Raw genomic sequence first — 13980 nt, forward strand, 5'->3', positions numbered from 1 at the left:
TTTTTGGTTTAACGATAATTGACAACTGCTTAGAGAAATCGTACAAATCTTTCATTTTCAAAAGTCTGACATTTGTAATGTAATCAATCGGGAAATACTTCTCCTGTGAACGTTACAAAGGAAAATATATCTTCAATTAAAACATAAAAAGAAAATGAAAACTTTAAAAAATTACTTCTACGTTGTTCTAGGATTATTATTCTCTGCAAATGTTATCGCACAAAATAATTCATCATCTGATTTAAAATTAATAAAGGAATATAAAGGTGGAAAACTTTATGAAGCCAATGGATTCTTAGTTCCCGTTATTGAAGGTTCCAACGAAGAAATGGGTGAACAATATGGAGGTTTGATGAAAGACGAAATGCAAAAGACATTTGACCTTCTGATAAAACCAGAATTGGATAAAGGAATTTTAGATCAAGAAACTATTCAGTTTTGGGTGACGCGTGCTTACGGTACTGGCTCGATGAGAACGAAACAGTTCTATGAAGGTGTTGCTAAAGGGGCCGGTTGGTCACTTAACGATGTTGTCTTCTTAGACCAAGTGATGGAGTACGGTATCTACTATGGTAAACTTCACTCATTTGCGGGTTGTACATCGATTGCGGCTTGGGGAGAAAACTCTAAGGATGGTGAAATGTACATTGGCCGTAATATGGACTGGTCGGAAGCATTCTTAAAATTCCCAACAGTTGTTACTGTTAGAAAACCTAACGATGGTTCTTATAAAATGGCCACTACTGGATGGCCTGGGATGTATGCATCTTTCACGGCAATGAACGAAAAAGGGGTTTATATTGATGTTCACGACGGTACTAGTATGGGTGGTTCGGTCGTATTCTTAGAAAGACCTTCTATCTTAAACGAACTAATCGATATTATGAGCGAGTCTCCTTCTCTTGACGCTGTAAAATCAAGATTCAATGGTATGAATAACAGTGTTTCTATTATTTTCACTATAGCGGATAAAAACAGTGCTGCTTCTGTAGAAGCTTCTTCGTTGAACGGAAATAGAGTGCGTCTACCAAAAGGTGAATCTTTAACTGTTGTAAATACTTTCTTAGTTGATGATTGGGGATTAGGTAAAAGAGAAACTGTAAGTAATTCTTTAAGAAGATACTCCAACATGGAAGCTCAAGTTGCTGCTCACAAAGGAAAAATTGATTATGAGGTAACCAAAGAATTGATGGATATCAGATTATTTAATGAAGATGGCTCTTTCAAAGAAAATGGAGGTTGTACTAAACCTGCATTACAAGATGCGGATATCACTGTATATCAAACAGTTTTTGATATCAATAAACAAAAAATCGCTATCAAAATACCAGTTACTGAACATTTTGCTGACTGGACTGAGATCGACTTAAACGAATTATGGAAATAATATATTTTAGTATTTAAGATTGATAATTGATTAAACGGGCTTCATGTTGAGGTCCGTTTTTTTATGCATTTTTATTATTGAAATGGAACGATCAACTTAACGAAAAAGCATAACTACATGACGATTTTTTACAACGGATTAATAAGTGATTCCACGATATTTGTCATGTAATCAAAAGGGAAATAGACGTTTAACCCTTTAATTACAAAGTGATATCAAATAAAGATGAGAGTATTTGATGTTCATGAAAAAAAATCGAAATTCAACCCATCCTTTCCTTTACGGATTGTTTTTCGAAAGTATTTAGATTGACTTGAACGGGGCCTTGAGAAAGCCCCGTTTTTTTTATGTATTATTTTATTCATTCTCCCCTTTTTTCATCAAAAAAACAATCTGACGATTTTTGACAACCGCTTAAAGAATTCGTACAAATCTTTGGCTTCAGAAAGCAAGATATTTGTAATGTAATCAATCGGGAAACCTACTTAAAACACTTCACCTGAGAACATTACATTAATTATTTTATCATTGTTAAAAAGAAAAGAAAATGAAACTAGTAAAAGAATTCAAAGCGGGTAAACTTTATGAAGCAAACAACTTCTTGATTCCAGTATTGGAAGGATCTAACATCGAAATGGGTGAGCAATATGGTGCTCTAATGTTAGCATCTATGCAACAAACATTTGACCTAGTTGTTCGTCCAGAAATTGAAAATGGATACCTTGACCAAGCGGCTAAAGACCTATGGGTAAATAGAGCATATGGAACGGGAACAATTAGAACGAAAGACTTTTACGATGGTGTAGCTTTAGGCACTGGTTGGAGCTTAGAAGACGTAGTGCTACTAGATCAGATTATGGAATATGGTATCTACAAAGAGAAACTTCATTCTTTTGCTGGTTGTACTTCAATTGTTTCTTACGGTGAACAATCGAAAGATGGTGGAATGTACATTGGTCGTAACCTCGATTGGAGCCCTGCCTTTAATAAATTCCCTACCGTTTTTACAGTCAGAAAACCAAATGATGGTTCTTACAAAATAGGTACTGCAGGATGGCCTGGCATGTACTGTGCTTTTACTGCTATGAACGAGCATGGTGTTTATCTTGATGTACATGATGGCACAAGTATGGGTGGTTCTTTAGTCTTCCTTGAAAGACCTTCAATTTTGAATACTTTAACTGATATTTTAAGTGAAACTAAAGACCTTCAGTCAGTAAAAAGTAGATTTAATGGTATGCAGAATAGCCTTTCCATCATTTTCACACTTGCTGATAAAAACGAGGCTGCCTCTGTTGAAGGTTCATCTCTAGGTGGTAACAGAATTCGTAGAGCAAAAGACGATACTTTAGTTGTGGCCAATTCTTTCTTTAACGACGATTGGGGTCTTGGTTTAAGAGAGACTGTGAGTAATTCAATGAGACGTTTCTCAAATATGACTGATCGTTTGGGAGAAAATCGTGGTCATGTAGACGCACAAATGACGCGTGATTTAATGGATATCAGATTGTTTAACGAAGACGGTACTTTCAAAGAAAATGGCGGTTGTACAAAACCTTCATTACAGGATGCCGATCTTACTAACTATCAAACAGTATTTGATATCAACGATCAAAAAGTATGGATCAAAATTCCAGTTCCAGAATACTTTGCAGACTGGACTGAGATCGATTTGAAAAAACTTTGGAACTAAGATTCTAAAAAGAAGAAGTGGTCTCGTATCAATTGCTCTGGAATTCCGGGGTGATCGATACGAAACCACTCCTTCCCTTTTACTTCTTACCTCTTACTTTATCATCCACTCCTATGAAAAAGCTGCTTTCCTTCTGTTTAATTTTATTTTCCTCCCTACATCTTTCCTTCGCTTCTGATGATCCAAAACAGCACTTGTTGAACGAAAGTTGGAAAAGTTTTCAAGACAGCTTGAAGTTCACATTAGATAGTCGTTTAGATTTCCAGAATACTCGATATCAAGAACAATTTGATCCTTATTACAACGATCAGCGATTTCAGTTTTCAAATTTCAGAATCGGTTTAGAGGGGAAATTCAACCAGTATTTTGGGTTTCAATTTCTCTATTCACCTAACGATGCAAGAGTGGGAATGAACAACCTGAATGACGATATTTTATATGCCAATGTACATTATACCACCCATAATGGAAGATGGCATTTTAAAGCCGGTAGAAGTTTCTTAAATGTGGGTACGGTGGAACAAACCTACAACCCAAACGATGTATATACGTATTCGATTATTGGAAATCAATTAGGGGTTTTTAAAACGGGTGTCACTTCAGAATACCGATCGAAAACTGGACAGAGAGTAGGTATGCAAATCGTGAATGCCAATGTGGATTCCTTAGGGCAGCAAATTAATTTACAATATAACTTTTATTGGTACGGTCGTTTGATGGACGACAAAATCAAAACCTTTGCGAGTTATACGACGATCAACGATTTATCAAAAAGTTTTTCTTCAACACCTTATGCCATCAACTTGGGTATACAGTGGAGTTGGAAGAATTGGCAATTGGATACCGATTACGCTTATGTGAAAAATATGCCCAATTTTACTGATAATGCCATCTATCAATCTGTCCCTATCCGTCTGATGTATTATGGCAAAAAGTTTAGGCCATATATCAAATATATTTATGATAACATTCAGTTTAATAGCGATAGGATGATCGATAAAATCAATGGTGATTATGCAGATCTACAAACTGCAAATATTCATACGTTAGAAGTGGCATTACAATATTATCCATTTTCTGATAAAAACTTCCGGTTTCATTTAGTTGGAGCTTATGCTTCTGATTCACATCAATATAAAACATATGATCAAAACGAATTCTTTAATTCAAGAATAAGAATTAGTGCGGGTGTTCGTATTGGGTTCGATATGATCAGAGGATGGTAAAATGCCACTCCTATCAACTGAAAAGAGTGGCATCATGAGTGGTTGTTAGTTTATAGTCTGATGTTTTCGAATATCGTCCAATAACTGTTGTAATTCCTCTGCAACTTCTGGAGTATCGACTACACGATTATCGAATTCCTGTGGATCGATAGATAAATTATACAATTGTTTGTTAGGGTGCTTTGGTTCCGATTCTACAAAACGAGGTTTGGAAAAACCTCCTGATCCTAAATTTTCTATCAATTTCCACTCTCCAGATTGAATAGCAAATAGGCCCACTTGGGAATGATAAACGGCTGTTTTCCTTGGTTCAAAATCAGCTTCTTGATGGATGACTTTAGCAAAACTATGACTGTCTTCTGCTTGCCCTGATGGCACATCACCTCCGATAATATCTGATAATGTGGAAAGTATATCAGTAAGTACAATCAAATCGTTTGACTTTTGCTTTGCTTTGATGCCTTTAGGCCAGTGCATCACCAACGGAATATGATGTCCTCCCTCGTATAGATCACCTTTCTGCCCTCTAAAATGTGCATTAGCATGATGTCCATTCCCTCCATACTTCTGAATATTCTTTAGTGGTGCTCCATTATCTGAAGTAAATATCACGATCGTATTCTCCTCTACACCATTTTCTTTGAGAGATTTCATGACTTGAGCCACTACATCGTCGACCATGTACAAGAAGTCGCCGTATTTACCTGCATTCGATTTGCCTTTGAATTTTTCATCAGGTAGCCAAGGAGTATGTGGAGCCGTAATAGGCATGTACACAAAAAACGGTTGGTCTTTGTTTTCTTTTATAAATGATGCCGTTTTTTGAACGATATCAGGCAATACATCATTATGATCGAAATTTTCTGCTGCCGGTCCTCCTCTCCAAATTCCTTTATTATACAATTCACTTGGACCCGAATCGTTGATAGAATGTGTTAAAGGAGCTGATAACCCTCCATTTTCTACCATTACATAAGGAGGCATATCTAAAGATGCACTTGTGCCATAAAAGTAATCGAAACCAATTTTATGATGCCAAGTAGTATCTGTAAATGATGCCGTTAAATCAACATCCTTTTCCTTTGCTAGTACATTGAAGAAGATTTTCTTTTGTGTTCTTTTCTTGTAGTTTGATGTTTCTTTTAATTGCCAAGGTAATCCAAGGTGCCACTTACCAATTGATGCTGTCGCATACCCTTTTTCCTTAAACATTTTACCTAAGGTGTATTCATTCTGAATTAATGGAAGATCGTATCCAAATAAAACTCCACTTTGTAATTTAGAACGCCAAGAATATCGACCGGTTAATAAGGAATATCTTGAAGGAGTACAAACTGATGAGGCAGCATGTGCATTCGAAAAGGATAACCCAGAAATGACCAGTTTATCCAATGCTGGAGTTTCAATTTTAGAGTCACTTTGATGTGCTGATATATCACCATACCCAAAATCATCGGCTAAGATGAGTACCACATTGGGCAATTTATTTTTTGTCTTGTCTTTCTCCGTTTTAGCATAAAGCAAGCCTACAATAAAAAGGGAAAGAAGGATTATATTTCTTTTTTTCATTTCATGTCTAGCTTAATTCTCTACTTCTGATAATTGTCCAGAATTCGTATGGAATATCAATTTTCCGGCATTCACTAACTCCGAATGCGACAATTGATAGATTTCATCTCGGGTTTTATCACCTACTGTGATTTGATTAAAAAATCTTTCGTTTTTACCCGTTTTTACAATTTCTATCGTTTTCCCATTATAAATATAATCATCTAAATGCAATATTGCTTTATCAAATTTTGGTGTGGTTAACTGATAGGTTGGAATGCCTGGTGCATCTGGAAAGAAACCTAGTTGTGAAAATACTAACCAAGCTGAAAGAGTACCTGCATCATCATTACCCGGAATACCGTCAGGTGAATTTGTAAAATGTAAATCTCCTTGATTCCTCACCAATTCTTGGGTTTTCGATTCTTTCCCTTTTACATAATTAAATAGATAAGGGAAAGTAATATCTGGCTCGTTGGTCAAATCATATTCTCCATTTTCGAATAGTTCCGACAACTTATTATGAAAAACCTCTTCGCCCATTAATGCTTTCAACTCCTTCATAGCATGTGGCACAAAGAAATTGTATTGCCATGCATTTCCTTCTACGAAGCCTTTACCTCCACTTCTTTCCCAACGGATATCAAAGAATCTGTCGGTAGGATCGAAACTTTCCAACCATTCTCCGTTTTTCATCTTAGGTCTAAAGAAAGTCGTTTTAGGATCGTATAAATTCTTGAAAGACTGACTTCTCTGATAGAACGTTTCCGCTACTTGATTTTTACCAATCGCATTGGCCAATTGAGCGATATTGAAATCAGCTAAATTGTATTCTAGTGTGGTGGATACAGGCCCCCAAACAATACCGTTGGTCCAACTAAATTTCTTAGGATCTCCACCTCGATCATCAATAGGAATAAATCCATGATTAATGTATTGTTTGATACCCGGTCTAATTAAATTATCGTTGGTATCTAAAGCCGATTTCAACATTCCTTCTAATGCTAAATCTGTATCAAAATCGGTAATCCCTTTTAAAAATGAATCAGTAATTACTGGAACTGCTGGATCGCCTACCATACAAAAAGTATCGTAACCAAAGAGTTCCCATTTCGGTAAACGTCCACATTCCTTGTACATTTCGACCATAGTCACCACCATATCTCTTTGTTCTTTCGGATACATAAGAGCCAAGAAAGGATGTAGTGTTCTGTAAGTATCCCATAAAGAAAAAGTACTATATCTAGTGTAATCGTTGGCTACTAAAACTTGCTCTGTTTCTCTCGAATAATACTCACCATTTACATCACTTACTACGTGTGGAAGAAGTAATGAATGATACAGGGCGGTATAAAAAATAGTTTCGTTATCGACATTAGAAGTTTCAATTTCTACCTTAGACAATTGTTCATTCCACTCGTTAACCGCTAACTGATGTACTTCCTCGAAAGTATAACCCCCTTGTTCTTTTCTTAAATTTTCTAAAGCATTCTCAGTCGAGACTAAAGAAATACCCACCTTAACTTCTACCTCTTCTGTGTTTTTATCAAAGGTCCAAACCACCCCTGCTTTATTACCTTCCGCGTCATTGCCTTTCACCGCTTTTTGATCTTCATAAATCTCTACATTTCTTGTCGATACACTTACCTCAATAGCGAAATATATTTCTGTAGATTTAGGAAAACCACAAAAACCACCATCGTATTGTGCTCCAGTAATTAACTGAGGATTCACCAATCTTAATTTCCCTCCTTTTTTATGTGATGTATTCGCTCCTAAATCAAGGAATAAATTGAAAGGTTCGTCTGTCTTCTGATTATTAAATCTAAAATAAGTCGAACGCTGAGTGGCTGTCATTTCGGCCTCTATTTGATGCTTATCGAGAGTCACCTTATAATAACCGGCATGTGCTTCCTCATTAGAATAAGTAGATGCAAAATTATCAATTTCCCAATCGAACACACCTCTTGATAATTTTAATGGAACGGCTCCCGCAATAGGGCATCCTAATCCAGATAAATTCACACTTCCGAAACCAAATATTTCTTTATCACCATACTCATAGTATGCAGGTCCATTGGCCTTTTCTCTAAAGTTCTTTGTATGTGGAAGTGCAGAAGCCATTCCCCAAGGTAAGATCGCCCCCGGGTGTGTATTTCCTTCGTTTGTTGTTCCAATAAAAGGATTTACTTTTTGGGTATAATCCTTTTTATCTATCACTAAATGTTCGCTTAGTTTAGGCTGACACTCCCAAAATAGTGCTCCTAAAATTACAGCAATAATAATTTTTCTCATATTAATTAGTTGCTTTAAAATTCTCTACCGTTTGTTCAATAAATTCGAGTAATAACTCTTTATCATTTAGGTTGACCTCATACATCAACCAATCGACCGTCCATGAGGAGGTTTCTTGGGGTGAGAGATGTTGATATGCCGAATGTTGCTCGACCTCAACCATAGGTAAAATGGGAGAAACATAGATTTCTATTTCCCCTTGTGAAGGTGTGATACTTGCCAAAGGTTCGTTTTTAATCACTTTGATAAATAGTACATTATCAATCAAGTACGCTACCCAACCTTTGCTATCTATAAATAATTTATTTTTGCCTTTATAAGGTAATTCTAAATCCTCATCACCAATATTAAAATGTATGATCTCATTTTTAGGATCATAGATCTTGTCAAATTTTTGATGATCTATGTAGAGGTATTTTTCATTTGCTAATGGAATATTATCATCAAAACGTTGATCTACTTTTACCATTATTTCCCCGCCTTTTGGCACTCTAGAAACTTCCCAGTGACCAAAATCTACTTGCTTATTCGAGATATTTGTAGCGGTGTAAGTAATCGATAATTGATGCTTATTCTTCAGCTTATATTCCTTCTTTAATTGAATCCCGATAGAAGGACATTCCTTACTTTCAAATTCAGATCGAGTACTTGATGTTGACACCACACTATAGGTTGCTAAATCAATTTCTTCCGGCGGAGGCCAACCCCATAAAGTTTGAGGTGCCGGCCACCATACCGAACCTCCTAGTTCTTTATGACCATCGAATAAAAGAGGTGTCCCGTTAAAAGTAACTTGGGCAATCCTTCCTCCTCTTTCTATATCAAAAGTGACTTCTGTACTTTCTGATTGAAGTTTTTGTGCTTCTACTTTCAACATTGGAAAAACAATCAGTAAGAGTAATACAATATTATTTATTTGCTTTTTTTTCATGCTTATCTGGATGTACACCCCATTCCAATCGTTTCTCCTGATCGAAATTTGGATTGTCTGTAGGTAAGTCTGCTTTTACTTTATCAAGATGTGCTTCTAAAGATTTCAACATCTTCTTTTTCATCTTTTTATGGGTATCAGAAAGGTTGTTTTGTTCTCCAATATCATCCGACAAATTGTACAGTTCCACCTCTTCAGTTACATAATTTTTGATGAGCTTATAATCGCCCATACGTACCGAAGAAGCTGGATCTCCATGATGAAAAACGGGATAATGCCAATACAATGGCCTATCATGATTTACATCTTTTCCTGAGAATGTGGCCACTAAACTTTGACCATCTAATGGTCGATTGCCTTTCTTCACACCTGCTAATTCCAAGAAAGTTGGAAAAAGATCGATGCCACTTACAGAAGTATTTGACACAGTATTTGGTGATATTTTACCGGGCCATCTTGCCATCATTGGTACTCTTACTCCTCCCTCATATAAATTGCCTTTTTCACCTCTCAGAGGAGCATTTGATGTCACCGGTATGTTACCGCAAAACTCTAGATATTTTAAATCGTACGGCTGATATAGACCTCCGTTATCCGAATACAAGACCACAAAAGTATTCTCCGATAAACCGAGTTCATCCAGTTTATCTAACACCACTTTTATGTTATTATCCAACGACTTGATCATGCCTCCGTACAATGGATTGTTGACCGGCATTGTCTTTGATTTTTCTTCGAAATGTTGTACTAAACTATCTGGTGCTTGCAGAGGAATATGCACTGCAAAATGAGAAATGACCAATAAGAATTGCTCGTCTTTATTTCTCTCCAAAAAGTCACAAGAATAATCAGTAAGGGCATCTGTTAAATAGACTTCATCATCAATTTCTTGTTTCGGATAAAATTTGTCTGACAGTTTATAATGTCTTCCACCGCCTTGGTACATGACAATATCGTCGAAGCCTTGTTTATCCACAAAGTGTTCCTCATCATCACCTAAATGCCATTTTCCAAAATAACCTGTTTTATAGCCAGCATCTTTAAGTGCTTCACCAAAAGTTTCGATCTCAAGTGGTAAATATTGTGTCCGGTTAATTACTGCTAATTTCTTCTCGTAAGGACGCCAATGTCCTGGCATCCAATCGGTAATACCCAACTTAGCTGGATACATTCCTGAAAAGACTCCGGCTCGCGCTGGCGAACATACAGGAGCAGGTGCATATGCATTGGTGTATCGAATACCCTGTTTTGCAAAGGCATCAATTGCTGGACTTTCATGATAGGTATTCCCATAACACCCTAGGTCGGCCCAACCCATATCGTCGATATAAATAAAAACAATATTGGGTTTATCGTTTTGAGCAAAAACCTGGTGTCCCAGCAATAGCCCAAATAGAATGAAGATCTTTTTCATAACATTCGATTTTTTATCAGTTTTTAGCCAATTATTGTTTTACTATTCTTTTGGCAAAATGCTCGTTACCCGATTGAACTTGGAAAATGTAGAGTCCTTTTGGTAGTGAATAAGAAATGTCCTGAATGGCTTTTTGAACATCAGAGAGCTTACCAGTTATAGAAATTATTTCTTCTCCTATCACAGAAATAACGGATAAGTACAATTCCTCTTGGGGCAGCTTAAACTGAAGTGTTGATCCTGACTTCCAAATTGTTGGGTAAATATCCACCTTAGAAGTCGTTGGATAAATTGAGGTAATATTTCCTCCCGTACCATTAATTCTATATGTTTTTGGAGTCGATCCAACATTAGAAGAGATGCTCAATTCCGCAGAAACTTCCGATTGAGTTGGCTTAAATTCTATTGAAAAATCAGTGCTTTGAGATGGCTCGAGTACATTATTAAGGCCATCAACATTTAGAATAAATTGATCTTTATCTTCTCCTGTAATCTTTACTTCATTTATTTCTAAATCAACAAATCCGTCGTTTTGAATCTCAAAATGTTTTACATTATCAGAAGCATCATATTCACCAAAATCAAACTCCTTTTCCACTTTTTCATTTTCTACAGATAGTACAAAAGAAGGATTCTTATTGATAACAGCCGCTTTGAAATTAATGACCATAGTGCTATTATTTTCAGCATTTGTTACCACTGTTAACTTGGCATCATAATTACCATAACTCAAAGGACGGAAACGTACCATGATCAACTTATATTTATTCGGGTCAATATCAGTTGGTAAGGCTTGAAGATTATACAACGAACCTTCAATTTTACTTTGGTTTTGATCTACAAGAATGGTTGTATTTCCTAAGCTTTTCATTTCAATGCTCACTATTTCCTCACCTCCATTGTATTCTAAATCACCTAGATCTATAGTGGCATTATTTTCTAGTACTGTACCGTTATATTTATACTCCACTTTATAAGTGTATTCAATATCAGTTTTCGACGCTTCGAAAGTCAACTCCACATCATCATCGTAGTTTTCGAAGATCACATTTAAAGTAGAAGAAATATCTCCAACAGCATTCGGAGTATAGATAAGTTCTACGTAATCAGTAGTGCCTACTTTGATCTGTGCAGGCAGTTTTTCCAACATAAAGTCAGCATGTCCCGTTAGTTGGGTAGCATTTACATCGATGATTAAATCTTGGTTACCTGTATTTTTTATCCCTATTGATCGCTTAATTGCAGCACTTTCATTGGTAAAGTCTCCAAAGTCATGAGTGGTGTTATTTAAAATATCCTTAGCATTTAACGATAAAGTATATGAAGGTGAAAGTTCCTCTACATTGGCTTGAAAATGAATGGTGAATTTATTGTTTGCTACAGAATTGCTTACGATCTCCAAAGAGAATTTTTTTGCACCTTCTAACTTCCCTTCAAAATCAAGTGTAAAGCTTTCTGATGTTCCAGATGAAATTCTACCTGTCAATTGATCTAACTGAATAGTGACCTCATTATCTGTATCTCCAATTATTGTTACCAATGCATTATCCAATACTAAATCTTCCTGACCGTTATTAGAAATCTCGATCACTTTTGATGTTGAAGTAGTTAAAGGAACAATACCCAAATTCACTATTTGATCATTATCCATTGATTGATTATCGATAGATACACCAATTCTAGCTGATTGATTATCTGCAGCTGTTTCTGCAATTAGAATACTGAAAGCAGGCATACTTATGGTGTTCTCCAATTGTCCATCTTCCACATCGGCATCATTAAAACTTCCAAGCCAAGAGCTCGCTATTTGATAATCCCGTCCAACCAATTCAGGAACAACCGTTAAATCTTGAGCTTCTCCAGAGAAATTGATAAGTAAATATTTGTCGTTATTCAACGGATTATTTGAAAACTTCCAACCCTGAACATTGGCAATTCCGGTGGTTAAGTCTGTGGTTCCATCAAATTGTAGTTTTTGTGCTTTAGTACAAAATCTTGATGCCCAAGAATACATGGCATAAGCTCTTCCAAAACCTGTTAACCTATTATTACTTCCTCCATCAGCAAATTGATGAAATGCCAATAAACCTAGATTACCGTTCTTCATCCAGTTATTGGACTGGAAAATAGTAGCCAAACCTAAGCCCCAAGTTTTTTCGCCTTGTGCAGAATTATTACTCGATAAATCAAATTCTGTGAACCAGTATTCCATGTCGTCTGGCATTTTAGAACGAAGGCTATCGAATTCCCAAGATTCTTTCAGCGATTTTAAAGCAAGTCCTAATTCAGTCGCATCTTCAGTAACGCTTCCTTCGTGTACTCCACCATAAATGTGAAACGAAACGGCTTCCACTAAATCGCGGTCTATTTGAGTAATTACTTTCTCATTCCAACTGTTTCTACGAGATGGTGAGTCTGAATTATTATCCGATCCTGTCGCTGCTAATCGAGCATTGGGATACAATGCTTTTAATTTAGCTGCCCAATTATTTACAGCAGTTGCATAACTGACGCCATCACCAGGAAAAGCTCCTCTCATTTTTGAATCGCTCGAAGACCCTGCCGAATAGGGTTCTACAGCTGCACCTCCATTGGAACCTGTTCCTGATGGTCCAATTCCAAAAAAGTACTCATTACCAAATTCAATATATTTTACAGGAATTCCATTTTGCTCGGCTTGTTCTAACATAGCTAAAGCATTTGCAAAACGGTCGTCCATCATTGCCCACCAATCGTCGCTTTCGGGAGATTGATTTACAGAACGTCCCCATAGTTTTTCATAATAATCAGCTCCAGGTGTCACCATGTTTAAAACAAACATAACATTGGTATCACCATTCATCTCATCATACAATAGTTTGAGATCATACATTGGGTTTGATCCTCTTGTAAAAGTCGTCACCCAATTAATCACATGTTTCCTCTGAACGAAAGGTCTTAAATCATAGTTGGTAATATCAATCTCATTTCCTTCAGGCATACCAAATAAACGTCCTTTTCTATGATCCCAATAAGTACTTACTGTACCACCCGGATACCTTATTAAAGGAGAGTTTGTTTTTACCCATGTATTTCTTCTCGCATCGTTGGACCAAGGATTAAATATATTCGTAGTGTTGTTATTATAACCTGCCATATCAGGTAATATTTTCACTCCTTCTTCTTCCCCTGAAATCGAAATCTGTGCGTTTGCCGTTAAGTTGACAAGACCAAATAGTATAATGTAAAAAATTGTATATTTCATAGTTCATCCATTTCTATTATTAGAGGCAAAAAGACCTGTTCATCTTCTCACATTACAAAGAAAAACAATAGAAAATGCTCTTATATTCTATTTTATAAATCAGAACAAGAAGAGATTTTTTGTGGAATAAATTTTCATCGGATTTGGAAATCCACAGAAAAAAAAATATGGATTTAAAAGTCTTCGGATTTTCAAAAAAAACTGATCAACATCCTAAAAAATAAGGTTTAAACACTATTTAA

General features: G+C 36.2%; 8 protein-coding genes. 3 read left to right on the forward strand and 5 right to left on the reverse strand.

Annotated elements, in window-relative coordinates; genetic code table 11:
• The first annotated feature begins 154 nt into the window (after nt 1-154).
• The 3 genes from MY04_RS26315 to MY04_RS26325 all read left to right on the forward strand — a co-directional run bounded on the left by MY04_RS26315 (nt 155) and on the right by MY04_RS26325 (nt 4306).
• Complete coding sequence (locus MY04_RS26315) at nt 155-1387, forward strand: C45 family autoproteolytic acyltransferase/hydolase (RefSeq protein WP_066215971.1); 1233 nt, start codon at nt 155-157, stop codon at nt 1385-1387.
• 547 nt (nt 1388-1934) lie between these two features.
• Nucleotides 1935-3080, forward strand: coding sequence for a C45 family autoproteolytic acyltransferase/hydolase (locus MY04_RS26320; protein ID WP_066215973.1), 1146 nt, complete (start codon nt 1935-1937; stop codon nt 3078-3080).
• A gap of 113 nt (nt 3081-3193) precedes the next feature.
• Nucleotides 3194-4306, forward strand: a complete 1113-nt coding sequence (locus MY04_RS26325; protein WP_158297931.1) for a hypothetical protein — start codon at nt 3194-3196, stop codon at nt 4304-4306.
• Between the two features lie 45 nt (nt 4307-4351).
• Here MY04_RS26325 and MY04_RS26330 read toward each other — a convergent pair whose 3' ends face one another.
• Genes MY04_RS26330 through MY04_RS26350 form a run of 5 tightly spaced genes read right to left on the reverse strand, consistent with a single transcriptional unit; the run spans nt 4352 to nt 13738 of the window.
• Complete coding sequence (locus MY04_RS26330; RefSeq protein ID WP_066215977.1) at nt 4352-5875, reverse strand: sulfatase family protein; 1524 nt, start codon at nt 5873-5875, stop codon at nt 4352-4354.
• Between the two features lie 12 nt (nt 5876-5887).
• Nucleotides 5888-8149, reverse strand: a complete 2262-nt coding sequence (locus tag MY04_RS26335; RefSeq protein ID WP_066215979.1) for a GH92 family glycosyl hydrolase — start codon at nt 8147-8149, stop codon at nt 5888-5890.
• A 1-nt stretch (nt 8150) separates the two neighbouring features.
• Complete coding sequence (locus tag MY04_RS26340) at nt 8151-9080, reverse strand: DUF4380 domain-containing protein (protein WP_066215983.1); 930 nt, start codon at nt 9078-9080, stop codon at nt 8151-8153.
• On the reverse strand, nt 9058-10494 hold the full coding sequence (locus MY04_RS26345; RefSeq protein ID WP_066215985.1) for a sulfatase: 1437 nt from the start codon (nt 10492-10494) through the stop codon (nt 9058-9060). The genes MY04_RS26340 and MY04_RS26345 overlap by 23 nt, the downstream gene beginning before the upstream one ends.
• Before the next feature lie 31 nt (nt 10495-10525).
• Complete coding sequence (locus MY04_RS26350; RefSeq protein WP_066215987.1) at nt 10526-13738, reverse strand: choice-of-anchor D domain-containing protein; 3213 nt, start codon at nt 13736-13738, stop codon at nt 10526-10528.
• Nucleotides 13739-13980: the final 242 nt, after the last annotated feature.

This window comes from Flammeovirga sp. MY04 (assembly GCF_001682195.2).
GTDB classification, from domain to species: Bacteria; Bacteroidota; Bacteroidia; order Cytophagales; family Flammeovirgaceae; genus Flammeovirga; species Flammeovirga yaeyamensis.